Source organism: Tannerella forsythia 92A2 (assembly GCF_000238215.1).
Lineage (GTDB): Bacteria > Bacteroidota > Bacteroidia > Bacteroidales > Tannerellaceae > Tannerella > Tannerella forsythia.
Genome location: NC_016610.1, coordinates 662812 through 688936 on the forward strand (window position 1 = coordinate 662812; position 26125 = coordinate 688936).

General features: G+C 41.2%; 20 protein-coding genes, 2 rRNA genes and 1 pseudogene. 4 read left to right on the forward strand and 19 right to left on the reverse strand.

All coding sequences use genetic code 11. The annotated features are described in order from the left end of the window. Nucleotides 1-23: 23 nt before the first annotated feature. The 7 genes and pseudogenes from gmk to BFO_RS02745 form a co-directional block, all read right to left on the reverse strand. On the reverse strand, nucleotides 24-590 hold the full coding sequence (gene gmk / locus BFO_RS02715) for a guanylate kinase (protein WP_014224059.1): 567 nt from the start codon (nucleotides 588-590) through the stop codon (nucleotides 24-26). Continuing rightward, a complete protein-coding gene (locus BFO_RS02720) occupies nucleotides 590-1462 on the reverse strand; it encodes a YicC/YloC family endoribonuclease (protein WP_014224060.1) in 873 nt (290 codons plus the stop codon). The genes gmk and BFO_RS02720 overlap by 1 nt, the downstream gene beginning before the upstream one ends. A gap of 522 nt (nucleotides 1463-1984) precedes the next feature. Beyond that, nucleotides 1985-3064 (reverse strand): relaxase/mobilization nuclease domain-containing protein, encoded by a 1080-nt coding sequence (locus BFO_RS02725; protein WP_014224063.1) that lies wholly within the window; start codon nucleotides 3062-3064, stop codon nucleotides 1985-1987. After that, nucleotides 3054-3484: pseudogene (locus BFO_RS02730) on the reverse strand (plasmid mobilization protein). Before BFO_RS02730 ends, BFO_RS02725 begins: the two are co-directional and overlap by 11 nt. A 338-nt stretch (nucleotides 3485-3822) precedes the next feature. Beyond that, nucleotides 3823-4257, reverse strand: a complete 435-nt coding sequence (locus BFO_RS02735; RefSeq protein WP_041590607.1) for a DUF3408 domain-containing protein — start codon at nucleotides 4255-4257, stop codon at nucleotides 3823-3825. 2 nt (nucleotides 4258-4259) lie between these two features. Continuing rightward, complete coding sequence (locus BFO_RS02740; protein WP_014224066.1) at nucleotides 4260-5234, reverse strand: toprim domain-containing protein; 975 nt, start codon at nucleotides 5232-5234, stop codon at nucleotides 4260-4262. A 181-nt stretch (nucleotides 5235-5415) separates the two neighbouring features. Continuing rightward, nucleotides 5416-6852 carry a VapE domain-containing protein gene (locus tag BFO_RS02745; RefSeq protein ID WP_041590608.1) on the reverse strand — a complete coding sequence of 479 codons (1437 nt, stop codon included), beginning with the start codon at nucleotides 6850-6852 and terminating at the stop codon, nucleotides 5416-5418. A gap of 256 nt (nucleotides 6853-7108) precedes the next feature. On the opposite strand from BFO_RS02745, the gene BFO_RS02750 reads away from it, so the two are divergent. From BFO_RS02750 to BFO_RS02765, 4 genes are all read left to right on the forward strand, one after another. Continuing rightward, nucleotides 7109-7303 carry a hypothetical protein gene (locus tag BFO_RS02750; RefSeq protein WP_014224068.1) on the forward strand — a complete coding sequence of 65 codons (195 nt, stop codon included), beginning with the start codon at nucleotides 7109-7111 and terminating at the stop codon, nucleotides 7301-7303. Nucleotides 7304-7330: 27 nt separating this feature from the next. Next, nucleotides 7331-7621 carry a helix-turn-helix domain-containing protein gene (locus BFO_RS02755; RefSeq protein WP_014224069.1) on the forward strand — a complete coding sequence of 97 codons (291 nt, stop codon included), beginning with the start codon at nucleotides 7331-7333 and terminating at the stop codon, nucleotides 7619-7621. Further along, nucleotides 7618-7911 carry a helix-turn-helix domain-containing protein gene (locus tag BFO_RS02760; RefSeq protein WP_041590609.1) on the forward strand — a complete coding sequence of 98 codons (294 nt, stop codon included), beginning with the start codon at nucleotides 7618-7620 and terminating at the stop codon, nucleotides 7909-7911. Before BFO_RS02755 ends, BFO_RS02760 begins: the two co-directional genes overlap by 4 nt. A gap of 129 nt (nucleotides 7912-8040) precedes the next feature. Beyond that, on the forward strand, nucleotides 8041-8481 hold the full coding sequence (locus BFO_RS02765; RefSeq protein WP_244262939.1) for a very short patch repair endonuclease: 441 nt from the start codon (nucleotides 8041-8043) through the stop codon (nucleotides 8479-8481). Between the two features lie 306 nt (nucleotides 8482-8787). On the opposite strand, the gene BFO_RS02770 is transcribed toward BFO_RS02765, so the two are convergent. From BFO_RS02770 to BFO_RS02825, 12 genes are all read right to left on the reverse strand, one after another. After that, entirely contained in the window at nucleotides 8788-9060 is a 273-nt protein-coding gene (locus BFO_RS02770; RefSeq protein WP_025880900.1) for a hypothetical protein, read from the reverse strand. A gap of 170 nt (nucleotides 9061-9230) precedes the next feature. Next, nucleotides 9231-11594: an AIPR family protein gene (locus BFO_RS02775; RefSeq protein ID WP_014224073.1), complete on the reverse strand. Its 2364-nt coding sequence runs from the start codon at nucleotides 11592-11594 to the stop codon at nucleotides 9231-9233. Beyond that, nucleotides 11591-12598 carry a PD-(D/E)XK motif protein gene (locus BFO_RS02780; protein ID WP_014224074.1) on the reverse strand — a complete coding sequence of 336 codons (1008 nt, stop codon included), beginning with the start codon at nucleotides 12596-12598 and terminating at the stop codon, nucleotides 11591-11593. Before BFO_RS02780 ends, BFO_RS02775 begins: the two co-directional genes overlap by 4 nt. Next, on the reverse strand, nucleotides 12588-15389 hold the full coding sequence (locus tag BFO_RS02785; RefSeq protein WP_014224075.1) for a Z1 domain-containing protein: 2802 nt from the start codon (nucleotides 15387-15389) through the stop codon (nucleotides 12588-12590). Before BFO_RS02785 ends, BFO_RS02780 begins: the two co-directional genes overlap by 11 nt. Further along, nucleotides 15390-16856 (reverse strand): ATP-binding protein, encoded by a 1467-nt coding sequence (locus BFO_RS02790; RefSeq protein ID WP_014224076.1) that lies wholly within the window; start codon nucleotides 16854-16856, stop codon nucleotides 15390-15392. 6 nt (nucleotides 16857-16862) lie between these two features. After that, on the reverse strand, nucleotides 16863-17375 hold the full coding sequence (locus tag BFO_RS02795) for a hypothetical protein (protein WP_041590612.1): 513 nt from the start codon (nucleotides 17373-17375) through the stop codon (nucleotides 16863-16865). Then, nucleotides 17372-18637 carry a DNA cytosine methyltransferase gene (locus tag BFO_RS02800; protein ID WP_014224079.1) on the reverse strand — a complete coding sequence of 422 codons (1266 nt, stop codon included), beginning with the start codon at nucleotides 18635-18637 and terminating at the stop codon, nucleotides 17372-17374. Before BFO_RS02800 ends, BFO_RS02795 begins: the two co-directional genes overlap by 4 nt. A gap of 963 nt (nucleotides 18638-19600) precedes the next feature. Then, nucleotides 19601-20005 (reverse strand): hypothetical protein, encoded by a 405-nt coding sequence (locus BFO_RS02805; RefSeq protein ID WP_014224081.1) that lies wholly within the window; start codon nucleotides 20003-20005, stop codon nucleotides 19601-19603. After that, complete coding sequence (locus tag BFO_RS02810) at nucleotides 20002-21246, reverse strand: site-specific integrase (RefSeq protein ID WP_014224082.1); 1245 nt, start codon at nucleotides 21244-21246, stop codon at nucleotides 20002-20004. The genes BFO_RS02805 and BFO_RS02810 overlap by 4 nt, the downstream gene beginning before the upstream one ends. A gap of 12 nt (nucleotides 21247-21258) precedes the next feature. Next, nucleotides 21259-22488, reverse strand: a complete 1230-nt coding sequence (locus tag BFO_RS02815; protein ID WP_041590613.1) for a site-specific integrase — start codon at nucleotides 22486-22488, stop codon at nucleotides 21259-21261. Between the two features lie 466 nt (nucleotides 22489-22954). Beyond that, nucleotides 22955-23065: ribosomal RNA gene (gene rrf / locus BFO_RS02820) — 5S ribosomal RNA — on the reverse strand. Between the two features lie 158 nt (nucleotides 23066-23223). Next, nucleotides 23224-26116 (reverse strand): 23S ribosomal RNA (locus BFO_RS02825). Between the last annotated feature and the right edge of the window lie 9 nt (nucleotides 26117-26125).

A 26125-nucleotide genomic window follows, 5' to 3' on the forward strand; every position in this document is an offset into this window, starting at 1 on the left:
AACGATATCCTACCGCCCCCTCCTCAGGAGTGAATAAAATCGGTCACCGTTTTCAACGCTTCCCGCTGTGCCTGCTCCAAATCATCATTCACAATGATTCGGTCGAATCGGGAAGCAAACGAGAGCTCATACGTTGCTTTTTCCAGCCGACGTTCAATGACTTCGGGAGCATCCGTGCCTCTCTTTTCGAGCCGGGTACGCAATGCGTCGATCGACGGAGGGCGGATAAAAACAGACAGGGCTTCAGCTCCATATTGCTCTTTGATACGGCAGCCTCCCACCACATCGACATCGAGTACGACAGTATTACCGCTCGCTTGAATACGCTCTATTTCCGACCGGAGTGTACCATAGAATTGATCTCGGTAGACTTCTTCGTATTCGAGAAATTCCCCTGCCGCGATTTTCTGCCTGAATGTGTCCGGTGTCAAAAAATAATATTCTCTGCCATCCTGCTCTTCGCCTCGCGGAGCACGGCTCGTAGCGGAGATCGAGAAGCGAAGAGGCAAGCCTTTATCCAATAAATAACGAATAATCGTAGATTTACCTGACCCCGACGGAGCCGAAAAAATAATCAGTTTACCCTTCATTACAATACATTCAAAATCTGTTCTTTGATCTGCTCCAAAACATCTTTCATCTGCACCACGATTTGCTGCATCTCGGCATGGTTGCTTTTCGAACCGAGCGTATTAATCTCACGACCTATCTCCTGCACAATAAATCCGAGCTTCTTCCCTTGCCCGCTCCCGTTGTTCATCGTATCGATAAAATAGTGCAGATGATTCCTCAAGCGGTCTTTTTCTTCGTTGATATCCAACTTCTCAAGATAATAAATTAACTCCTGCTCAAAGCGATTCTTATCATATTCCACCTCGGGCACCTTTTGCAAGTTCTCGAGCAGACGCCCTTTAATCTTATCAATCCGATCCTGCTCATACGGTTCTACTTCTTTGAGCAGCTCTCCGATCGTCGCAATTTTCTGTTCAAAGAGTTTCTGAAGCATCCTCCCTTCTTGCTGTCTGAATTCAATCAGATGAGCAAGCGCGTCGGCAATTGCCTGATGAACCTTTTGCCATTCCGCTTCATCGACTTCTACCGTCTCGTTTTTGATCACATCCGGAAGACGCAGCAAGGTGGGAAACCAATCGTCCGGCAAACTCACCGACAGCCTCCCGGCCAAGTCTCGAATCTGCTCGTAATACCCTTCTACCACCGCCGCATTAATCTTCGTCGAAGTATCTTTTCCAATGTATTCAACATGTAAAATAAAGTCAATCTTCCCTCGCTCCAACTTTTGCGATAGCTCGTTGCGGATCTGCATTTCCTTTTCCCGATAAGCAGACGGAATACGTGTAAATAAATCGAGTTGCTTACTGTTTAAGGACTTGATTTCGATAGTCACCTTTTTATCGGTCATTTCGGCGGTAACCTTGCCGAATCCGGTCATAGATTGAATCATTTCTTTTCGTTTCTTTTATCCGGCAAATGTACATGATAATTTTCAATCTCCCTAACAGAAAAGCAAATGCCTTTCTTCAAAGGAACATCCTCCCAAAGATGCACTTTTTCTCTTCTTTGCAATTCGCTCTGTTTCCCGTCTATCCGAGTAAAAATTTGGGAGGTGTGGATATCGCCGGCTGTTCCGCTCGGATTTTACGTACGTTGCGATGCGCGTAAATTTTCTCCCGTATATAAATTTCGCTACATACGGACGCGCGAAAACTTACATACGAAGATAATTCTTAAAATGTATCTAATTGAGAATAAGGAAGTTACCTCGCTATACAAACTAAACGGGTAACGATTTGGAAACGAGCGAAGTGCTTTCTGTCGCATGTTTCTACATCAACAAAGAACGCTTGTTATTCTATATTGCAAAGATAATCATTTGCTTTGAATAACAAGCGTTTTTGATAAGAATTTCATTCATTTGCGTCATTATTGAGTTTTTTGGTGATTAAAAATAGAGAAGAGATAGCTATTATATACCTCTTCCTCTTTTCTTCTTTTTCTTGGCTTGGTTTCTGAGTTTTCGTTGCCATGCCATCTCTGCATAATCATCACCGTGTGTCTGTGGGTTGATAAGTCCACCTGCCCCTGAAATCATTTCTTCGGCTGCATTCAAGGCGGTGCTTGCTACATTTCCTACGGCTTGTGCAATAGATAAACTTTCGTTTGCTTTTGTAGGCGGTATGTATGAATGACTGGGAGGGACAAGTTGATAGCCTGTGTCTGATTGAACTTTATTCTTTGTAGCCTTGTCTGCTATTGTGTGAGCTTTTATTATTGTCTCCTTTGTTTCGGCTTTATTGGCTACTTCAAAGTTTTTCTGCAAGGAATGGTAGCCGAACTCCCTGCCGATTTCAGAAGCTTTGAATGTCTGGTCACAGTAGGAGAACTTCAAACCATAGACTTTTCCCTGTTTGTTCTTCATGCGCTCTATGATAATGTTGTTCTTATTCAATTCGTAGAGAAACATGGAATGCCCTGATATGCCACCGCCTTTATATTTATCCAACAAGGCATAACAGATTTGCTGTACTTCTTTCTTTGTTTGCTCTCTCGTAGGATTGGCTTTTGCTTTCTGATGCTTCCTTTCCACCTTGACCTCTTTTGCGATGGTCAAGCCTTTCTCTCTGCTTATTTCCTCTGCCACTTTTGCTGCCCTATTGCTCACAAAAGTAGTGTCATAGACTTCTCCATACAGACTGATGCGGTTGGCAATGATGTGAATGTGTCTGTTGTCGGTGTCCTTATGTGTTACCGCCACCCATTGGTGGTTGTCAAGTCCCATTCGCTTGGCAAACAAACGGGTTATTCCCATAAGCTCGGATACAGGCAATCTTTTCTCGTCTTGTGGTGCGATACCGATTTCAATGCGGAGGAACTTATTCTTGCACCGTGTGTTGTAATCGCTGACCATCTTCATTTCTTCGTAGATAGCCTTTGGATCTCTGCTGCAAAGATTATGGAAAGCAAGTCGACTACCGAGCTTGCCTTCCCTGAATATATAGTCCAAAGCCGTGCTACCATGCGCTATTGCCTTGCATTTACCTATCATCTCTCTTCATATTTAAGACCTTATATATCTCATCGTTCACACGAAAATGAGGGTTGTAGAATCGCTTAAATGCCTCTTTGGCACATAGTGATAGGTTCTTTGTGATATGTACCCACCTTTCGTCCTTGACCTTAATGAGGTTGGAAACCTGCTCATAGAACCGTCCTGTATGCTGAAGTATGGCAATGGCTTCCCTTTCATTGTCGGTCATCTTGGGAACGGCTGCCACCTCTCCATTTAAGAGTATCTCACGGCAGTAATCGGAGAACTTACGCCCCGCACTTTCCGCCTTTGACTTGATACGTTGCTTTTCCTCTGAGGTACATCTAACTTTGATGAACTCTGTCTTATTCATTTCATCTTCTGCTCTTCCTTATTCTGTTGCTGCCATTTGACAGTCTTTTTATTATATCTGTTCATATAAGCTTCTTTGAAAGTTAATCATTATAGATGATTCATTGTCTCTTAATTCTTGAATACTGACCGATGAGAACGGAGTGATTACGGTCTTATCTCCCCGACAATCTAACGAGGGGAGCTGGGCGCAGTTTGTGGGTACAAACTGACGTCTTGCAATGCTACCGAACAAATTATATACGCTTAAAACGTTTTATAGCCTAAAAACGAATGCCGTGCATTCTATGACTAACTGCGTTCGTGGCATTCTCACAGAGAACTAAGCTGAAGAAAAAAAGGTAGACCTATTTTGAAGAAAGGGTAGACCTTTTTCCAGAAAACCGTCTACCTTTTCTTGCGGCTTACAGTCTTCTCCATTTCTCTATGTCTTCACCATATTCCTCCAGATGCTGACGCACGATGTTCTCAACAAAGCTTGAAAGATTGCTACCCCTGTCGCCTAATCTACGCACAATGAAGTCGACACGTTCCTGTGTCTCCCTACTCAGATAGACAGCCTTACGATTGTTTAACTTGGTCGGCACAAGATAGGCTTGCTTGTAGGCTTCAAGTGTTTTCTTTCTCATCTTGGCACTGATGCGTTTCTGAACGATTACGTTCTCAGCATTCCGTGCAGGCTCGGAGTGCATAGTATTCTCTGTGTCCTGCTTGCTTGTTGGTCTGTCTCTTTCAGGAACCGCAGTCGTTTCTTGTGAAGTAGATTCGTTCTCTGTTTCATCTTCCACACCCAAGAACCATGAAAGGTCTTTGTCGCTCATCATAGTTTCCTTTTCCATTTCTATTTCATTTTAAGTTTGACCTGTTTTGATTTCTTGTTTTGTCCTGTAATTGATATGTGTGTCTGTTCCTGCGCTTTCCGTTTCTGCTGCTCACGGACACGGCTGACATGATATTCGTTGAGAACCTTGAAGTCTTTGTAATATATGTCCATGTCCTCAACATGGAAGCCTGCCTTTATGAAATCTTGAACAGCCCTCCATCCTGCTTCATCATTGTCAAGGAAGGTGCGGATATGGGTCAAGTGTCGGTCATTCAAATAGCGGATAGTCCTTGCTACGTTGCTCACGGAGTTCATCACAAGGCAGTGGTTGGTAATCTCTTCTTTCATTGAAAGGAAGGAGAGGAAGTCCATGAAGCCTTCAAACAAACAGACAAGTTGTTCCATGTCCTCAAATATCGGAGTAATGTCCTTCGGGGCTATCGTTCCCTTGAACGTCTTGTCGTCCCGAAGCTCATAGCCGCCAGTGAGATTGGCAAAGCCGATGGCTTGATAGCGCCTGCCTCTTACCTCATAACTGATACATTTGAGGAAAGGCATAGCCTTTTCCAAGTTGATGCAACGCACCTTTGTAAGGTATTCTTGAAAATATGGCGGCAGGGTGTCTGATATTTCTATCAGTCTCCTTGCTCCATTTGCAGCCATCACAGGTTGGGGATTATTTGGTACGAAGTCATTAAGAGAACTATATGTGCCATTATCGGGAGCGTTCTGCCCAAAACGGCGGATGGCTTCCGATAGCGTGCAGCCCTCCATACACATACAGAGGTCAATGATACATCCGCCCCTACCTTCGCCATAATCTATCCAAAAATTCTTCTCTGTGTCCACCTTAAAACTCGGCTGCGTTTCCTCCCTGAGTGGTGAACGGTATATGGCATAGGTCGGTGTTTTGCGTACAAGCTTGATGCCTTTCCTTTCAAGATACTCCATGATGGGGTATCGCTTGATACGTGATAAATCTTCTTCTTTCATTGTTTTGATACTTTAATGGGTTGAATGATAATTATTTATGTTTGTCTGTTTTTATGGTTTTACCTTTTCCAAAGTTTTCCCCTCCAAACTTTTTCATCTTTCTTCTTACTACATACTATTTTGTGATAAGTGATTGATAATCAGTATTACTTTGTAGTATAAGACAATACTACACATTCTACTACATTTGGCTACTACAAGTTTGAAGGAGCGGGCATGGCAAGATTTTCCTAATCTTGTAGACATAGATGGGACTACCACCGTTTCTTCGTTTGCTCACCTTTATGTATCCTGCTTTCTTCAAGGCTTCGCCCATACGCTTGGCAACAAGTGGTTGGTGAGTATAAATACCCAAATAAGTGAGTATCTCCGTAGTGGTCATTAACGAATAACTTTCATCCTCCGTTGGCTTTTCAAAACAACGCAACAAAAGTTCCATCTCTGCAGTCTGTACTTGAAAGTCCTCACTCTCTCTGTATAGTTCGGCAATCTCATCATCATCAAACCAATAGCGGAAGCCCATGTTCAACAAGGCTTTAGCTTCCGCATAGACATTGTCCATCGAGATAGCCTTTGCTCTCTGAATATCTATGGAAAGCACTTCAAAGGGCAGGAAGCGTCTGCTTCCTGTCGGGTCTGTCAGAAAGTCGTTGCCGTTCACTGATGCCACGAAACTTGCCAAGTGGGGATGTTCCTCGACATATTTGTCATAGGGCATGCGGTACTTGACCATCGGGCAAGTGATGAGGTTCTTCAGTTCATTCTCGTCACGCTTGTTGAGTGCTTTGAGCTGGTCGTCGATGTTCACGATGAGATTTTGTCCGATATAGGTAAGCGTGTCCTTCTCCTGCGGATACATCTTGCCCGTATAGCTGTAACCGCGCAGTGCCGGCGGACAGAGCAAATCCAAGAACGTGGTTTTGAACTTTCCCTGCTCGCCTGTCAGTACGAGGCAGGTATGGTTAAGGCACTCACGGTCGTCCATTGCATTGGCAACCACCGCCACAAGCCATTTGGTAAGATACGGCAACCACTTTTCGGAGTTGCGGACAACCACGCAGCTTGCCAAATCGGGAATCGCTTTCAATGAAAAGAAAGTAGGAACACTACTACCACTGTAACTACCACCATTGCTACTACCATCGCCTATATCTATCAAGGGCAACTCTTTGAAATACTCCTGCACGGGATTGATACGGGGAGAGAAGCTGCTCTCGATGATGGAGTAGAGATTATCAGAGGAAGTCATTATATCTTCATCACAATCGAGTTCCCTGCGGAGCGTATTGATTTCATAGCGACCGACTTTTACAAAATCGCTATTACCTTTACTACGATATTCAGTTCTGCCCAGCACGGTATTGTATCTGAATTCGTAGTGTGTGGAGAGATAGTTTTCTATCTCTGCGTTCTTGGATGAACTACCCCTGCGATGAGGATTTCTCCTGCTGCCTGTATTGCCTGCATCTGCGTTCTTTTTCATTATTCCCTTGGATTGGTTTCCAAGAGTGAAGTTAGGGTGAGCATGCGTAACTTCCAAGCATTCAGAGCCTTCTTGCATAATGTTGCATCTGTCTGCTGTAAAATTCTTAGGGAAACAGGCTGACAAAAAGAGCATTTATCGTCTCATTAAGCAAAAAACGGATGACAGGAAAGAAAGGTTAGATGAAATACGATTGTCGTTGTTTGCTTCCAGATGCAGTCTTTTGCTCCAACCATCTACAAACTATTGATTGGAGCATATTTTATCTCGGATTACTGTGCCAACCTATTCCACTACGACGCCACAAGCTGCCACTTGAATGGAAAGTGATGGAATAAGAAATGCCCGATATTAATTTTGCATAAGACAAGCTGCGCTCGGCAAAGAATAAGTGAACTTTCCTCTGCACTCGCTTGCATTGTCTTTGCAACAAAAGAAAAAAGACGGGGCAGGAAAACGCAAATGCGAACCGATGATGCGGATTGCCCCTTTCCTTATTCTTCCCGATACTTCCCTGCTGTTCCCCACGGCTTTGAGAGGCGCACGCACTCCATTACCTTTGCCGATGGAAACAGGACAGAACTGAAATAACAAACAATAACAAAATTTGATTATGAACTATTACGTCATTACGGAAACCAATTGGGCAAAGCTTCGGGATGAAATCTTGAGCCTTGCAGAATGCTGCCACAAGGCATTCGGAGAGAAGAGTAAACACACGGACTGGCTGCACAACGGTGATGTGTGCCGGCTGCTGAACATCAGCAAGCGCACCTTGCAGCATTATCGGGATACGGGTGTGCTGCCGTTTACACAAATCGGACACAAGTGCTATTACAAGCGCGAGGATGTGGAAGCATTGCTTCTTACGAAGTCGAACAAACCTAAAAATAGACAGATATGATGGAAACAGCAAGAGATTTGAACATGGAGACGTACGAGATGCAGTTGGTCGTCTCGGCATTGAGAGGTGTAGGGAAACGGATTGTGGAAGTGGCACAGACACACAAGCCACTCTTTGCAGGCGAACTTTTCCTCACGGGCAAGGAAGTGTGCGAGCGACTGTATATCAGTCCCCGCACCTTGCAGGACTACCGCGATAGGAAGGTTATTCCCTATACGCAGTTTGCAGGGAGAATACTCTATAAGGCTTCTGACTTGGAGAAGCTTTTGAAAGAAAACTATAAGCTCTAAAATACATTATAAAAACTATGTGTTGGATAATTTTATAGGTTTCTTTCCGGGAAATAAATTATAAACATATCTTTGCAGGAAAGATACTCCCTAATGGATATTTGGAATAAGGAAAAGAGGTCAGAATGCATGTCAAGAATTCGGTCAAAGAATACAAAACCGGAATTGGCATTGCGCAAGGCTCTCTTTGCAAGAGGATTTCGGTATCGTGTAAACGATAAAAAACTACTAGGGAAGCCTGATATTGTTTTACCAAAATATAAAACGGTAATCTTTATACATGGCTGTTTTTGGCATGGACACGAGGATTGTAAATATGCCTACATTCCGAAAACAAATACAAAATTCTGGATTGATAAAATCACCTCAAATGCTGAAAGGGACAAGGTTAATGCCGAAAAACTTACGGCTTTGGGTTGGAATGTATTAGCGGTTTGGGAGTGTGAAATAAGACATACTCACAAACAGAACCTTACGCCATTAATTGATAGAGTTGAGGCGGAAATACTCGTAAACATGACGAAGAAAATTTCTATGAAGTTTTATCAAGAACGCGCAAACGAAATCTAATTATTGCTGAAAAACTCGTTGAATATAAGTCTTTAAAAGACTAATTCAAATAATCTTATCGCCAAATCTATTAGTTCCCAAGTACTTTTCAAAAACATAATCTATAGTTACATCTTTTTCAAAATAATGACGTAGCATTTTTACTCTTTCTTCATAGGGTATTCCTCCGATATCAGTCCATTTTCTAGGGAAACCTAATTCTTCTTCAATATCATCGAATGATTTCCCGCCTGCTGTGATGATATATACAAAATATTCTACAGGATCAATGATGTGGCCAAAGGTTTTAAAGCAATCACTAATAAGCTATAGTAATAAAACAAAATATTTTTTACAAGCAGTAATAACATCATCTTTGGGAATTAGACCATCAATTTTTTCGTCTAAAAAATAGTCAAAAAAATATTGTACTTGCATTTGATTCTCTTCATCACGAAATATTCTTCCACTACTTAGTGGATAACACCCAACTTTTTGAGATAGATTTCGGACTTCTACAAAATACTTGGCTAAATCATTTTGTTTTAATATGTTTTGGTGTTGTTCATACCAATTTTTGAAATCAGGAATACCCTTCATTGCAGCTTGCAATGAAAAAGTTATACTTCGCGAGGCACTTGTAAAAGCACTTAAATAAAATCTTGCGCCAAAAAAACATCTTGATTGCGTGTTGATTCCTCTAATTTAGATAAGAAAAAGTCTGTTTCTTTTATTTTGTCTTCTACTATCCCAAAACTTCTCATTACACTTCAATTTTCTGTAAACCCGTGTTTTTTCAATTTTTCTAAATTCAGGTAGAACGTATATCTTTTACGGTCATCCAATGTTTTTCGTCCTTGTAAAACATCATTCATCACTTTCCACTTCCAATCTTCCAAAATACGTTTACGTCTGTCCCAATCAACCATTTTTCGAATTAATTCCAAAGTAATTTCGGTTGAAGCTGTATTATCGTTTTTACTATGGATAGTCTCTGTAATTGATTCTTCTTGTACTACTAATCTGTCAGCTTCTTCTAATAACTCTATATTGTGCTGGCAAACTTTCTCAAAAACTGCCATTGCTCTACTGCGGTCAGAATCATTAAAATTTCTGTTATTCTTGACTTTGTATGCCGCGTCGCTTGCTGTCGTCTGTTGATTAATCGACAAAAAGCCAGAATCACGTCCCCACTTTTCAATCTTTTTCCACAAAGCAAATGGAATTGAGCGAATAATACCCTCTTCGTGTTGAGCTGTCTTCTCTTTATTTTCATTATCAGCTACTGTATTTCGTTTTGGTGGATTGGTTTCGTCTATCAGTTCGGTTTTTATATCATTGGCATTGAAAGTCCAAGAATATTTTTTGACTTGCTCCCAACACTCCTCTTTTTTAGCCCATTCAATGTAGTGTGTTACGGGAGAATTATCCAAAATGAACTGATTTACTTGTTTCATCAAATCATAAATACAATCGGACAATGCTTGCGATATTTTCTGATTTTTCCATATTTTAAACAAGTCTAATTTATCGTTTGTTAAAATATTTAATAACGACAGCGTATAAGGTACGACTACTTGTCGCAATTCACCAATGTTGTAATCGTTTAGCTTTGTTCCATAACGTTTTTCTGCAGTTTTAAACAAAATGCATTTTGCAATTGCATCTTCAAAATACACATTATTGATTTTCTTAATATTATCTGGAATATTATTATTGATAAACCTTGCATAGTTTTTTTCGTTTCCTCGCACTACAATATTTGGACTAATTACTAATTTCCTGCCATCGTATATTTCTTGGTATGCATTTATATATTTTGCAAGTTCTACCTTGGAGAACATCTGATTTTTTGGGTATTTCAGGTCGAATGCTTTTTGGCGTGATTTGGTAAACCCTTCTCTGCTTCGCAAAGTTTTGTACTGTCCACGTGCACGTTCGAAAAACCAGCATGTCTGCATATTGCTATCACTTGTTATTGGCGACAATATGTGACGAGATAGTTTTTCAAAAGCAACCAAAGCGGGATTATTCGCCGAAAAGTCAGCATCATTAACTTTGTTTTGAGTGTTGGCATAACGAGAAATGCGAGACACAATTTCACTGTATTGGTCAGGTTTTTCAATAATTGAAAATTTTACTTGTACAAAAATGTTTGAAATATCCGCTTTATCTTTCTTTGCGGTGTTGTATATTGAGGCAGTTGTCTGTCCTCCGTTTACAATTTGTAGATTACTGATTTTTCGTATATAACGATTGGTTTTGTCAAGCACCAGATGGTCGGCAGTAGCGGCAATACCATTGTTGAATGCGAAGAACATATGTGGTTCTGTTTTAATAGTATCACGTATGCCCTTGTTTATTTTACCTGTGAATTGCAGAAATGAGCGTACATTTTGTTCTAACAACCGTGCCCCATATTTTTCATAAAGTTTTGCCAAACAAGTACCAGGGATGATTGCTATGTACGATTTATAATCGGGGTTATCAGTTGGAGCAGACAAACAGGGAATTTCAAATTTTTCACCTTCAAAATCCTCAAAATCAAGTTCAATTGGCACACGAGACTGTTCTGAAATTTTATACAGATAATTTGTATCAGTTACCCTGTAAAACATATGGTATCCGCAAATAGTTGCACTCTGCGGAAAATCGCCTTTGTATTCGCCGTTAGTAAGGATTATAACATTTACCCGAACAAGATTGTCTTTTAGCTCTTGAAAATTAGCTAATGTATTGGCAAATTCAAAAATTGGCGACGATTCAGCAACTTCATTTGCGTAGTCGTTGTAGATGGCTTTACGGAAAAAATTTGTGATTCGCTTTGTGGCTGTCTCTATATCGGCTTTTGAAATGTTTTTTATCGTCTCGGAATTGTCAAAAATAGAGATAAATAAATCGACTGTTTCGTAATTGTCCGATATTGCGTAGGCATTTATTTTATGCTGATTGCGTGTGCCTAGTGCTTTTTCATCATAGGCAATGGCGGCATTTTCGGTTTCGCCTGCCTCTGCAAGCATTTCAATGGCAAGGCGTGTAAATATCTGTTCTTGTATATCGCCTTCTTCGCTACCTGCCTGCAACGAAACGATATCCGACAATAATGACTGATAGAATTTATTTATTTCATTCATGATTGTCTAAGTGTGTTGAATAGTTGAATTTCAGAAACTAAATACTCGTCGCACATTGCAAGAATGATAGCGTATCTTACATCGCTTACACCACTGCGAAGTTCATTTTCTCTAATGCGAGGAAAATTATTTTCAACTTTGTAAAAATTCTCGCTGCGGATTTGGTAAAACCTGTCCTGATAAAATGGTTCATGTATATCCAGATATCCAGCTTCAAACAGTTTGGCATTAAAAAGTGACAAAGCAGGTATGTCGTTTTCGAGAAATTTACGAATTTCGGAAATTTTTTGGTAAAGTGTTTGCCCCTTACCGTTTGAAATCTCGACTGAAAGATGAAATAAAAATAGATTGTCGAGCAAGGTTTCGTCTAACTGCCTTTCTCCGTTAATGGTTACTGTCTGCGGATTATTGGTTGAGGTAGTTTTGACTTCCACTGCCCAGCTATTGTCCTGAAAATCGCGTAATGCCTTATCAACACCAACCCAAGTGTTAAGCACACTATTGGGTCTATTATTGAATTGTGCTAAAAATTTTCTCAAAAAATGTAATTCACCGAAAAGTCCTTGTTGCTCATCAGGTGTTAAACCTGTCGAACTGTTTTTATCAAAAAGCATTTTCCATTTTTCCAGCTGATTGACAATAGTCCGACTTATTTTCTCTTCGGTATTCAGAGTAATAACCGACTGTATCAGGTTTTTACACAAAATAGCGAAAACATCTCGGTTGTTAGGGTGTAACAATTGGATTATCAATAGACGAGAATTTGGGAAAGTGGTATCGGCTAATAACATAACTTTCAATTCTCTCAAATTGACGAATGAAGAAATATCCATGTGTATATTGTTACTGAAAGTAAATGCTATGCCATAATACATTTCAGGGTACTGAAATGTAGCATAAATGTAAAAAGGTATATTGCTTGAATATAGGCGTTTAACCAATCCGGTATTCTTCTCTTCCTCCAACGTTTTCCACAATTTGGATATGTGATTACTATTCGTCATAAACATTATCGTTTTCGTTGTCAAATAAAGTTTCTGTTTTTGCAAATTCTGCAGCCTGATTTACTGCGTATGAAATTGCAATGTTGGTACTGCTGCTTGGAAACGATATTACAAAACCAATAAATGGATCATCTGTTTTGCTGTACGAAATCGTGCCACTTTGTATATTTCCATGTTTATCCTTAACATTTGCACATTCAGGATTAAGCGGATAAATCAGCAAAAGCGGATTTGTACGCGGGCGGAATTCCTGTCGAACAATTTCAGGTGCAGGATATTCTTTGTCCCAACCTCTGTTTAGCTCTGCCTTTCGCTGCCGTGTCCGTTCCAATGCTGCGTTTATCAAATCTTCGTCCAAATCAATAAATTCATCGGTTTGATTTCCAACAATGTGATTTTTACGAATATAGTAAGTGTTCCAATTTGTATCTTCGGCGCGGTTACGGTCAAAACAGCCTGCTTGTATGCTGTTTGAAAATGTATACTGTACTGCAGGTTGATTTTTATTCATTACAACTACACTCCATGAAGTTAATTCGCCCTTTTTTACGAGTTCCTGAATGTAATTACTAATCATATCCAAATCAACTTTTTTTAGACTGTTGGCAACTTTGAATTTTGAGAGATAATCACAAACATCATCGGGCGAAACATTACGCCACAAATAATTGTTGCCTTTCTTTTCCGGCATTCCTTGTGCTGAAATAAAATTGTCAGTTGCAATCAAATTTCTTTTCTTAATGCCTTTATCCATTGGCAGTTGATAGCTTTCTATCAATCTGCCCGCCCATGAAACGGAAATCTGTTTTGCATAGCGCATTTTTGAAACAGAGGTAATTTGCAGGCTGCCAGGGTGGGTGCGGACTTTTAAAGCATAATTTTCCGGTGTTCCTCCCGATTCAGCCAAATAGTTAAATTCGCCTCGCAACTCCTCGCTTGCAATAGTTATGTGTCTGAACCATTCATTCAGCTCTTCGCTTGTGAATAAGCGACACAAATCAACATATCCGGGGCGGTATCCAAACCAACGCCCCATTTGCATAAGTGTATCGTACATTTTTGAGGCACGCAAGAAGTAACTTACCGAGAGTCCTTCCAAGGTCAAACCTCGTGAAAGTTTATCCCCACCGATAGCGATTACTGAAATTCCGTTCTTTTCGTTTTCGTAGTAAGTCAAACAGTCGCCCGAAGTTCCGTTAATTGATTTTACTTCTATCTTCTGTACTGCCTTAAAAAGCTGTGGTTTGATTTCTTCCCACGAGTGTACAGATAAATTTTTGTCAATATCGCTAAATTTTGACTCTTTTATTTCGTTAGTTATAGTTTTGTATGATTTGTAATTTGCTGTGTCATCTTCCAAAATCTTACGAAATTCTTCATAAATAGCAGTGTCGCTCGCTTCAATCTCGTGTTTGTAATAATTGAAAAGATTTTCGACTAACTCTTTTATGTGGTTTTGCCACATTTGAAAACGAGAAACATGAATGAGCATTGAATTGTGTCTTGTACCCTGCCCCCTGGCTATTCGGATAGCGCAAGTAACGATAAAACATTTTACTGCTATTCTCAGAGATTCAGGAATATCTTCGAATTTTGGTTTGTCATCATCTTTTTTGTGTCCTTGTGGCACAAAGAAATCATAATCTTTTATAGGATAGATTATTGGCAGCAAATCGCTGTTTGTGTCATCTGGAATTATAGAAGTACCGAAAACCTTTTCGGGACCAATATAATTTGTTGGGGCAGGAATATTAATGATAAAGTCACGTGGAAACAAATCGTCCTCGTTCTGTGGAATAAAAATGTTGGCAAATGGCGTTGCTGTATAGCCAACATAAGCAGAACGATTGAATAGAGAAATTATGCTGCAAATATTTCTATTTATGGTTGTAGGGTCTAATTCTTTACGATTTGTATTGATAGAGGCGTTGTCTGCTTCATCGTCAATAATAAGCAGAGATTTGTTTGTGATTTTTTCATTTATGGTCTGGGTTTGCAACCACTTGTACAAACGGTTTAAAACAGAAGCATTTTTCTTTACAACCAATAGAATTGGCTGTGGTACATTGAAATTGAAGCCTGCCGTATTGGCTGCTCTACTTGTGAAATCACCTTTTTCCAGACTTGTCGTATATGAATTGGCTATAGCATTATCAAAACCAGGAATAAGTCCAACTCCGATTTTTGTTGTATTATTCATTGTGTAAGCTCTTTCGTATTGCGTATCAAAGCCTAAAAAACCTTCGTCTATGCGGTTCTGGGTTTGGCTTCTCAGATTATTGTGAATACCTGCCAAAACGATGATAAGATTAAACCCAGCATCAGCAGCTTTACAAATAAGCCCTGTATAATTAGCCGTTTTACCTGATTGAACTTGTCCTACAACAAGTCCTTTTTTCGAGATTTGAATTTCATTGCGTTGAGGGTTAAAAAGTTTGTCCAAGACCCTGTCGGTCAGCTCATCCAATTGCAAAATTACACTTGGCGCAAACTTTTTATGCTTTTCCAAATATTCTGCATAGCGCATCCAAAACTCCCACTTTGACATCTTGTTTGCCCGAAAATCTTTCAACCAAGGATCACGGCGTTCTCTGCCTTCCAAAATTTGGAATGCATCAATCTTAACGCTATACATTGAAAGTAAATCGTTTTTCAACTTTGCAGCATCAACGTCTGGATAAATCATTTTTGCCTTAATGGCCGCTTCATTTATCTCGCTGTCAGTAACACTTGCTTTTCTGCCAATTATACTCTGGCATATCTCTATCGCTACTTGGTAATTATCATTCATTTATAGTTGCTCGATTAAATCTTCGTAATTGTTAAACGGCTCCTGTATTTTCAACAGAGCCTTTGCTTGTGCAGGCGTTTTACCCTGGCCAATTTGATTATTGTACATTAAAGAAAGTACCTCTTTTATCAGATTTGTATTAACATCGGAAAATGGTGTTTTCTGTTTTTCTTCACCTTGTGCTTCGTTAATATATATTGTTTTTGTAGGGATTGCTTCCTCTAAAAACTTCAGCAGTTTTTCAATCGCCTGTTCTGGTTTTTCCTTTGCCAAATCTTTCAAATCCTGAATCATTAAATGTTCACGATTAACCACAAATGACCATTTATTATCTTTTTTCTTCTCCAGCCAAAGCGGTTGAAAATTTTGTCCAGCTCGCTGCTTCACAATTTTACCTCTGTGTCGATAAACCTCTGAACCAATGGCACGTATGGTTTTTGCGTAAGAGAGCAATTGTTCACGACAAACTGCAGGCGGATATGCTTTTGATTTTTTAATGTCAATTTGCCATTCGGTATCAAGTTTATTTGGCAAATCAATTTGTATGCGGACTAACTTGTAATGTTCTTCTTTGCGGAATAGCCCCAGCCAATCGCCTGCCAAAAGTAAGCGTTTGCCGCGATAAACATAAAAACCTTGTTGTGCTGGATATCCGTTTATTCCCTCAGCTCTTTTGTATTCTTGCTCTGACGAGAAATTATTTTTGTGTGGCAAAACATATCCTTTCATTTTGGCCCCACCGTTAATATTCTCGCTAGGTTGTTCTTGTGTTTTATTTTCGTTCGGGCAAAACGGATTCCAAGCTTCGATTTCATGTTCGCCCCAATATATTTTGATTGTTTTATCCTCGATAAAGCGATGGAAGGTCATCGCAATATGCTTTTTTACTTTATCCAAAGCATCAGAAAATCGGCGTTTCGCATTTTCGTCGGTTTCAAGAGTATTTGTTGGCAAAACCCTATCTAAATCTGACCATACTACAAGTGTTCCAGACAATAAGCTATCTAGTTCTCCTTTAAGCTCTTCTGGCATCCATTGCAACAGTTCCCATTTATCACTTTGAGCAACATAATCCAAATCCCACGACCAAAAGGCGGAAGCATAATCTTTTCGTTTGCTTAGTACAGAAAGTTTGCAGCATTGAGAAAATGAAGCAGTCTTCAATCCTAATCCAAAACGACCCAAATCATTTTCAGAGCGGTCAGATAATGGGTTTTTCGCACCTGGTCGCATCGCTTGGATTATCTCATTACTATTCATACCATCTCCATCGTCTTTTATTGTAATAATAGACTGACCGCCTCTCCATATACGATTTATATAGATATTGCGAGCATTGGCAGAAATGGAATTATCGATAATATCCGCTATAGCAGTTTCAAGGTTGTAGCCGATTGCCCGAAATGTTTCTATCATTGAGGCGGCTTCAGGAATAGCTTGTGCTTTTCGTATTATATTGTAATTCATGATATTTCAGTATCCAATTATTAATATGCCTTTTAATGGCAAAATCAGTCTTCCCGAGGCATAAAGAGTATTGAAAAAAGATATTACTTTCTCGAAATCTTGATTTTTTCGATAAATATTCCTTACGGCTATAACCAAATAATCGACATCACTCATCACACAAGCTTGGAATAGGTCTTTGAGAAATTGGTAGTTGGTTACAGCACGCCCTGCTTCAACCTCAATGACGATTTTTTTTTCTTTATGATATCCGTCTGCATCAAAAGATTGCTCCATTTTCCCATTTTTCCCAAATAAAACAGGAACTTGGATTTTGTCTTCTCGCTTTTTGCTTCTTTCGATTTCAAAGCCTAAACTAATCAATCCATTCGATACTATTCTAAGAACGGTATTACTATCTAACTCGTTGTGAAGCGAGCAAATAGAAGAACTGTTTGTATTAAATACATTCACAATATTTTGTAAATATTCTGGTATTTGATTGTTTTTTGGAAAATATTGAAATTGAATTGTATTCATAGAAGTAGCTGTTTTTTTATTTCTTCCGCAATTTTATGAGCCAAAACCACAGGAACAGCGTTACCTATTTGCTTAAATGCTGCACTTCTGCTACCTTCAAAAAAATAATCATCTGGAAAAGATTGTAGTCTGGCGGCTTCGCGAACGGTTATTGAACGAACATTTTCTATTGTTGGGGAAAGTGTCGGATAAATGTAATAATGTCCATCCATAGCAATATGGGCAACAACTGTATGGCAACATCCATAAGGGTCAACAACCTGAAAACGATTGAGAAATGTTTCCTTATTCTTGTGGTGTTGAAGGTGAGCTGGAATTTTCGAATAATCAATACGTTTCTTTTCGTTCAGCCACATGTCAACTGCCATTTTGTATATTTCGCGGTCGTTTGCATTGTTTGGTCTGGCAATATGCTGTGTTGTAAAATCAAAATCACTACTGCGGATACTTGATTTTTTCAGATATTTCATTTTTGAAAGGGGCTTTGTGTATAGAATTGGTTTGCATAACTGACCCTCTCCATGCTTGCGTTCAGGTAAATCGGAAAATAAATCTTTTAGTACTTCGTAATTATTGTGTTCTATTTTCAGTTCAGGGTAATGAAATTTCGTGCCCTTTCTCCAGCCCACAATAATTACCCTTTGCCTATTTTGTAAAACACCATGTTGTGAAGCTATTTGTATATGGTCTTCCATCATATACCCGGCTTTATCTACAAGCCGTTTCAAATCTTCAAAAAGTTGCCCTTTCTTGGCAGTTCGGATACCTAAAACATTTTCAAATACAAACATCTTAGGTTGATAGTTTTCAAGAAACTTTACATAATACTTATAGAGTTCATTGCGAGGGTCTTCTTCCACGGCTTTGCCCATTCTTGCCCTACCTGCCACAGAATAAGCCTGACAAGGCGGGCCACCAATGATAATATCAACCTGCTTATCGCCTTTGAGTTTATCTACCTTTGCAAAAATACTTTCTATGGTACCTTCGTCAATAGTTTCGTGAATAACGCTGTCAGTTATTTCCTGCAGAACTTGCGCCCAAAGTTTACTTCCATCGGTTTTTTCCTGTTTATTATAAAGATAATCTTTGTATTTTTGTAATTGATTGTTGGCTTTTAGCCAATGAAAAGCAGCACGGGTTTTCAGTGTGTCACAAGCATATTTGTCCATTTCGATATGTGCTAAAGGGGTATAACCTGCCCGAATAAAACCTTCGGACAATCCTCCTGCACCTGCAAATAGATCTATAAATGTAAGCATTTCAATGACTTTTAAAAAAGAACCAACTCTTTATAACTCCTTGATTATAAGCACTTATACAATTAAAAGGGTTATGATTTAATCAGTATTCAAATGAATTCCACTGATTTACTAACGTTTCAAACAACTTTTGTTTTCAATGCAAAGATAGGTAAAATATGCTGTCCTGCCAAAGAAAACAATTGTTTTTTTCTTTGGCAGGACAAACTTTTCAATATAATTTCTGAGAGTTAATTTCCTTCTGGAATTCTCCTTTTCTTTGACAAAAACAAGTTACACCCTCTGCTTTCATAAACTTTTGCTATCAGGCACAAATCATTCTTACTTTTAGCATGATCGACAGCGAAAAGATATTGGGGTCAGTCTATAAAAAATCAGCAAACCTGCTTTCTACCACATTGCTATGGTGTCTATTCATAGTTCTTGGGGATGGAATTCTACAAGACATTTTTTTTAGTATATTTCTTTTTCTATATTTTCTTTTCTTGAAAGCAGTTTAAAAGTCACATCGCTTGTCGCGGGCGGCTTTTACACGCCCGCTTTATTACGACTTTCCACATCTATCTGTCTGATACAATCAGATTTTTACTTCTTATCCGAATCAGACTCTTTACCGCATCACATCCATTAACCGTTCCCATTCAGGCGCAAAGGTAATTCAGAAAATTGATTCTGCTACAATGCCATAACCTCTGGTTTTGGAGAAAATTGGCACCTTTGCGCTCCGCTGTGTTCATTCCAATTGCGTTTTTCCTCAAAGACCTTGCATTAGTTCTTCCCTACCTTTGTGAGGCATCTGAAACGAAAACGACCGAAGCGACAAGAAGACACATTAAAAAGAATGTAGTCAGTCCGTAGTAATAGATACTTCAGCTTCTGACTACGCGCAACCCTTTTTCTTTCACCATATTATCCTCCCTGTAGTTATGTAGTAAGATAATATCGGTGAAAGAGAAAAGCATATCAATTGATACTGTCACTGCAGTGTAGGTATATCTGCTCCATCACAGGTTCAGGGCGTTGCAGTTCTCGACAGATGTATTTCCTGAACAAGTGTACTTCCGTGCTGTCCAATTGATAAGACAAAGCGATGATGATTGAAAGCGGATAAAGTGGGGCATAACCTTTTAACAGCCCATTTACGAATACTTCCAATTCCCCTGTATCCCTTTCATCGGGACGTAGGGAAGATACTTTTAGTAGTTGCTGCAGACGATAGTTGAGTTTCTTCCATGTTACACCGAAGAAGTCAACGAGCTCACTCTCGGTCATGGCTATATCACCTTTGCCTTTATGAATGATTTGCATCTTGTCGCCCCACTCGAAATAGCTGCGCTCTCTTTTTGTTTGATGGTGATTGACATTCATACGGCTTCCTCCCTTATTTCTTCTTTTTGATGTTTCCTTATCAATCTGTCCATATCCTCCGAAATCTTATTGTCGGTAACCTGTGCGTAGATTTGAGTACTGGATATAGAGGCGTGCCCCATCATCTTGGCAATGCTTTCGATAGGTATCCCTGCACTTAAACTCATTGTACCGAAAGTGTGCCTTGCCATATGATAGGACAACTGTTCCCTGATACCGCAAGCCTTGCCCACGATGCTTAGCTTTGCACTCATCACGCTACGGCTACAAGCACAGTGAAAGATAAAGTCGTCACCTTTTTCTTTCACCGTCTGCATTTCTTTCATGCTCGGTTGTTCTTTCTTGTATTGATTGATGATGGTCTCCGCTATCGGGTGCAGGGGCACAATAAACTCCACCTTTGTCTTCTGCCTTTCTTTACGGATATATTTCTGTCCGTCGGCTGCCGTTTGAATGTGTCCAAATTGCAAATGTTCCATATCAGCAATAGCCAAGCCCGTAAAGCATGAGAAGATAAACATCCGTCTTGCTTGTTCTGCTTCCTTATCAATTACTCTCAATGCCATGAGTTTGGCAACATCGCTCTTTTGCAGAAAGCGTATCTTCTGTTCCGCTTTCTCATACTTGGCTTTCTCAAAAGGATTACAGCGAATGAGCCTTTGACTGACCGCACGATACATCAGCCTACTCAGCCAACAAAGATAGCGATTCATGGTTGCTGTTGCCAAGCCTCGTTTTTTCAGATAGAAACGGTATTCTTCAAACAAGTCCTCCGTTATAGTGGCTATGGCTATATCCATCATTCCCTTATCCTTTACAAACTCTGTAAGTAACTTGTCTGAATAGAGAAGATTCTGATAAGTGCTTTCTGCTCTTGACTTGCCCACGCACTCTTTAACGGATTGCAGTTCTGCCTTGCTTATGGCAAGAAGCGTTGTCGGCGTAGCGGCTATTCCCTGCAAACGGTTTTTAAGCAGTTCCACACTTACCACCCCGTCATTTATCAGAATATCCTGATAGGTCTTCTCTACAAGTTCCTTAAACTCGCCGATTCTTTGATTGGTCTTCTTGTCGGTTGTCAGTCCTTGTTTGCTGTTCCACTCGGAGGATTTGCACTGCTCGCCTGTGGTAATGGCGGTGCTTTTTCCGTCTATGGTGATACGGCAGAGAATGGCGGTCTTGCCGTCTGCCTTTATTTTCTGTCTGTTGATGTAAAACAATATTTTGAATGTACTTCTCATAAAAAATCTTGGTTAAATGGTTAAACGCAAATCTTCAGTGAAAGAAAGGAAACGGTTAAACTCCTCAAAGAGTTTCTGCGGCGTAACCTTTGCATAACGTTCGGTCATACTTACGTTCATATGTCCGAGCATCTTGCTGACCGTTTCAATAGGAACACCCTGCTCCAATGTGATAAGTGTGGCAAAGGTATGTCTTGCAGTATGCGTGGTAAAGGGAAAAGAAACACCGGCCCGTAATCGCAAGGCTTTGAGACAGGACTGATAAGTGGGATATTTGATGAAAGGGAGCAGAGTTTCCCTTTCATCGCTGTGCATTTTCTCAATTAACCGAACAGCTTCCGGCAATAACTTGATACGACAAAGCACGCCAGTCTTCTGTCGGTTGAACTTCAACCACAAACTGCCTGCATCATCACGGACAAGATGCTTCTTGCTTAGTTCCATCAAATCACAATAGGCAACTCCGGTATAACAAGCAAAAAGAAACACATCACGAGCTGTTTCCATTTCCTCTTCCAACTCATCAAAGCTGATTGCCTTCAATTTGTCCAATGCTTCTTGGTCAAGTGCCTTGGGTGCTTTCTTGTTTCCCCGTTCTATATGTACTTTATCAAACAGAAGCGTATCAGCCAGCCCCTCACGATAAGCCAGCCTACAGACGGTCTTCAAATCTGCTGCAACTCTGAAAAATGTGCTTTGCTGATGACCGAGTTCACCAAGACAGAACGTCTGCAATTCGTAGATGAAGTTTTCTGTCAACAGTGAGAAAGCCAAGTCCGAAACATGGTATTTCTTCTGAATGAACTCCTGTAATCGTTTCCGAGTGGAATGATAGGCGGACATAGACTCTTCCTTGATGTCTATACCGATATGGCTTTCTTTCTCCTTGATGAGCATATCCAACCTTTCGATGAGCCTGCATCTTGCCTGTACGCTGCCTTGAAACAGTTCCTTTACATCAGTTGCATCAAATGGCTGTCCTTTGGCAATTAGCGACTGATAGGTAGATTGAATGGAAAGCAACAAGTTCTCCAACCTTCCGTTAATCTCCACCGCCTCACGGCTTTTGCCGTCCATCCTGCTCTCACGTGAATTCCATAAGCCGGGATTGCAGGAGAGTTTACAACTAAACTGGGCAATGGAGCGTCCAATGGTAATACGCCCCATAATCGGAGCTTTCCCCGACTTGTCCAAACCGCTCTTTTTAAGGTAGAGCAGCACCTTCATTTTCTCTGTTTTCATACGCTTTAATATTTGTGGGCAAAATTACCCGAATTAAAGCGTTCCTCACTTACGCAGAAAACTGCCGACCGAAGCAACAGCCACACGAGCGAAAATAATTCAGTTACCTATTTCTTCTCCATCGTTACCAACATCAAAAAAGGTAACACTCTGGTAACTGAACTTCTGCCTAAATCTGCATATTCCTGCCCTTTACAAACAGAGCAGTATTATGCTGATTTATGTATTTCCTTCTCATTATCAGTTAGTTTGCGCCAACTCCTATACTTCTTCATTCTCAGTGATTAGTTACATACGGATATAAATTTATTTTCTCCCGTATATAAATTTTGCCGCATACGGATGCAAGTGTTTTTGCAGCTTTTTCGCCCGGCTTTTAGGCTACGACATGGGGCGGTATATATACAAAAAAAAAGAGCATTTTCTTCTCAGAAAATGCTCCTTCTCAAAAAAAATAATACCTAAAAAACGGCGGCTACCTACTCTCCCACAATATAGCAGTACCATCGGCGTGACGAGGCTTAACTTCTCTGTTCGGAATGGGAAGAGGTGGATCCCTCGTGCTATAACCACCTTAATCTCTTTCAAAAAAAAATTACCTTGACGGTCAGGACAAAACAAAGAGGAGCTTGAAACTCTTTTCTTTCGCTCGCTTAAAGAAGCGATAAAACGTAGCAAACAGCATCTCGCCTGTTCGCAAGCCAAACATAAATCAAACCAATGCGGTTATACCCCGATAAAAAAGTTTCGGGCAATTAGTACTGCTCGGCTTGGATGTTACCACCTTTACACCTGCAGCCTATCAACGTCGTAGTCTACAACGACCCTTATAATAGATATCTCATCTTGAGGAAGGCTTCGTACTTAGATGCTTTCAGCACTTATCCTTTCCAGACTTAACTACCCGGCTGTGCTCCTGGCGAAACAACCGGTAAACCAGCGGTCTGTCCAACACGGTCCTCTCGTACTAGTGTCAGGATCCCCGCAAATATCTTACGCCCACGATAGATAGAGACCGAACTGTCTCACGACGTTCTGAACCCAGCTCGCGTGCCACTTTAATGGGCGAACAGCCCAACCCTTGGGACCTTCTCCAGCCCCAGGATGTGACGAGCCGACATCGAGGTGCCAAACCGCCGCGTCGATATGAGCTCTTGGCGGCGATCAGCCTGTTATCCCCGGAGTACCTTTTATCCTTTGAGCGATGGCCCTTCCATGCGGAACCACCGGATCACTATGCTCTAGTTTCCTACCTGGTCGACTTGTAGGTCTCTCAGTCAAGCACCCTTATGCCATTACACTCTGCGACCGGTTACCAATCGGTCTGAGGGTACCTTTAGAAGCCTCCGTTACACTTTTGGAGGCGACCACCCCAGTCAAACTACCCACCATACAGTGTCCTCCCATTGAACAGGAGTTAGAAGTCAAACACCAAAAGGGCCGTATTTCAACAACGACTCCACCATGACTGGCGTCACAGCTTCACAGTCTCCGGCCTATCCTACACATCCGATGCCCAACGTCAATGTAAAGCTATAGTAAAGGTTCACGGGGTCTTTTCGTCCCATCGCGGGTAATCGGCATCTTCACCGATACTACAATTTCACCGAGCTCACAGTTGAGACAGTGCCCAGATCGTTACACCATTCGTGCAGGTCGGAACTTACCCGACAAGGAATTTCGCTACCTTAGGACCGTTATAGTTACGGCCGCCGTTTACTGGGGCTTCAATTCAAACCTTCTCCTTTCGAATGAGTTCTCCTCTTAACCTTCCAGCACCGGGCAGGTGTCAGACCATATACATCATCTTTCGATTTAGCATAGTCATGTGTTTTTGTTAAACAGTCGCCTGGGCCGATTCTCTGCGGCCACTGTCACCAGTGGCGTCCTTTATCCCGAAGTTACAGGACCATTTTGCCTAGTTCCTTAACCGTGAATCTCTCGAGCGCCTTAGTATTTTCTACCCGACCACGTGTGTCCGTTTACAGTACGAGTGCTATATCAATATGCTTAGCGGATTTTCTTGGGAGCCTGTTTACGCACATATTACATTGTACAAGTACGCTGCATACTGTCAGGTTCGACTCTTGCGGCGGATTTGCCTGCCGCAATCAACGTCTACACCCTTCAACCAACTATTCCATCCGTTGGCAGTGCTGTCACTTCTCCGTCCCCACATCGCTCAATATAGCAGTGCCGGAATATTAACCGGCTCTTCCATCGGAATCGCCCTTCGGCTTATCCTTAGGCCCCGACTAACCCTGATCCGATTAGCGTTGATCAGGAATCCTTGGTCTTTCGGCGAGGAGGTTTTTCACCTCCTTTATCGTTACTCATACCTACATTTGCTTTTCCATACGCTCCAACAAAGGTCACCCCTTATCTTCAACGCAGAGTATGGAATGCTCCCCTACCATATCTTGCGATATCCATAGCTTCGGTAAACCGCTTATGCCCGATTATTATCCATGCCAGACCCCTCGACTAGTGAGCTGTTACGCACTCTTTAAATGAATGGCTGCTTCCAAGCCAACATCCTAGCTGTCTATGCGGTCTGACTTCGTTAAATGCAACTGAGCGGCTATTTCGGGACCTTAGCTGATGGTCTGGATTCTTCTCCTTTCGGACATGGACCTTAGCACCCATGCCCTCACTCCCGGGATCCATATGATGAGCATTCGGAGTTTGTCTGGACTTGATAGGCGGTGAAGCCCTCGCATCCAATCAGTCGCTCTACCTCTCATCAAAAACACCCGAGGCTGCACCTAAATGCATTTCGGGGAGTACGAGCTATCTCCAAGTTTGATTAGCCTTTCACCCCTACCCACAATTCATTGGAACACTTTTCAACGTATATCCATTCGGTCCTCCAGTTAGTGTTACCTAACCTTCAACCTGATCATGGGTAGATCACTTGGTTTCGCGTCTACTCCTTTTGACTATCCGCCCTGTTCAGACTCGCTTTCGCTTCGGCTACATGCCTACTTGACACTTAACCTTGCCAAAAAAAGTAACTCGTAGGTTCATTATGCAAAAGGCACGCCGTCACACTTATACAGTGCTCCGACCGCTTGTAGGCAGACGGGTTCAGGGTCTATTTCACTCCTCTGTTCGAGGTTCTTTTCACCTTTCCCTCACGGTACTGGTTCGCTATCGGTCTCTCGGAAGTATTTAGCCTTACGGGATGGGCCCCGCAGTTTCAGACAGGATTTCACGTGTCCCGACCTACTCAGGATACCGCTAAGCTTCAAAATGATTTCGTGTACGGGACTTTCACCCTCTATGGCCCTCTTTCCAGCGGGTTCCACTTTCATCTTTTCTTGCTACGTCGCGGTCCTACAACCCCATGGGATGCCGAAACAACCATGGTTTGGGCTCTTGCGCGTTCGCTCGCCACTACTTACGCAATCATTCTTATTTTCTCTTCCTGTGGGTACTTAGATGTTTCAGTTCCCCACGTTCGCTCACCTTGCGGTGTGACTGGCCTTCAACCAGCCGGGTTACCCCATTCGGATATCTCGGGATCAAAGGTTATTTGCACCTCCCCCGAGCTTTTCGCAGCTTATCACGTCCTTCTTCGCCTCCGAGAGCCTAGGCATCCACCGTCTGCCCTTCTTTTACTTTTTTATCCTTACCT

Excerpts from the sequence above, each read along its gene's own strand:
- gmk (WP_014224059.1), bottom strand. The coding sequence starts at position 590 with ATGAAGGGTAAACTGATTATTTTTTCGGCTCCGTCGGGGTCAGGTAAA.
- BFO_RS02720 (WP_014224060.1), bottom strand. The coding sequence starts at position 1,462 with ATGATTCAATCTATGACCGGATTCGGCAAGGTTACCGCCGAAATGACC.
- BFO_RS02725 (WP_014224063.1), bottom strand. The coding sequence starts at position 3,064 with ATGATAGGTAAATGCAAGGCAATAGCGCATGGTAGCACGGCTTTGGAC.
- BFO_RS02735 (WP_041590607.1), bottom strand. The coding sequence starts at position 4,257 with ATGGAAAAGGAAACTATGATGAGCGACAAAGACCTTTCATGGTTCTTG.
- BFO_RS02740 (WP_014224066.1), bottom strand. The coding sequence starts at position 5,234 with ATGAAAGAAGAAGATTTATCACGTATCAAGCGATACCCCATCATGGAG.
- BFO_RS02745 (WP_041590608.1), bottom strand. The coding sequence starts at position 6,852 with ATGCTCTTTTTGTCAGCCTGTTTCCCTAAGAATTTTACAGCAGACAGA.
- BFO_RS02755 (WP_014224069.1), top strand. The coding sequence starts at position 7,331 with ATGAACTATTACGTCATTACGGAAACCAATTGGGCAAAGCTTCGGGAT.
- BFO_RS02760 (WP_041590609.1), top strand. The coding sequence starts at position 7,618 with ATGATGGAAACAGCAAGAGATTTGAACATGGAGACGTACGAGATGCAG.
- BFO_RS02765 (WP_244262939.1), top strand. The coding sequence starts at position 8,041 with ATGTCAAGAATTCGGTCAAAGAATACAAAACCGGAATTGGCATTGCGC.
- BFO_RS02770 (WP_025880900.1), bottom strand. The coding sequence starts at position 9,060 with ATGAAGGGTATTCCTGATTTCAAAAATTGGTATGAACAACACCAAAAC.
- BFO_RS02775 (WP_014224073.1), bottom strand. The coding sequence starts at position 11,594 with ATGAATGAAATAAATAAATTCTATCAGTCATTATTGTCGGATATCGTT.
- BFO_RS02780 (WP_014224074.1), bottom strand. The coding sequence starts at position 12,598 with ATGACGAATAGTAATCACATATCCAAATTGTGGAAAACGTTGGAGGAA.
- BFO_RS02785 (WP_014224075.1), bottom strand. The coding sequence starts at position 15,389 with ATGAATGATAATTACCAAGTAGCGATAGAGATATGCCAGAGTATAATT.
- BFO_RS02790 (WP_014224076.1), bottom strand. The coding sequence starts at position 16,856 with ATGAATTACAATATAATACGAAAAGCACAAGCTATTCCTGAAGCCGCC.
- BFO_RS02795 (WP_041590612.1), bottom strand. The coding sequence starts at position 17,375 with ATGAATACAATTCAATTTCAATATTTTCCAAAAAACAATCAAATACCA.
- BFO_RS02800 (WP_014224079.1), bottom strand. The coding sequence starts at position 18,637 with ATGCTTACATTTATAGATCTATTTGCAGGTGCAGGAGGATTGTCCGAA.
- BFO_RS02805 (WP_014224081.1), bottom strand. The coding sequence starts at position 20,005 with ATGAATGTCAATCACCATCAAACAAAAAGAGAGCGCAGCTATTTCGAG.
- BFO_RS02810 (WP_014224082.1), bottom strand. The coding sequence starts at position 21,246 with ATGAGAAGTACATTCAAAATATTGTTTTACATCAACAGACAGAAAATA.
- BFO_RS02815 (WP_041590613.1), bottom strand. The coding sequence starts at position 22,488 with ATGAAAACAGAGAAAATGAAGGTGCTGCTCTACCTTAAAAAGAGCGGT.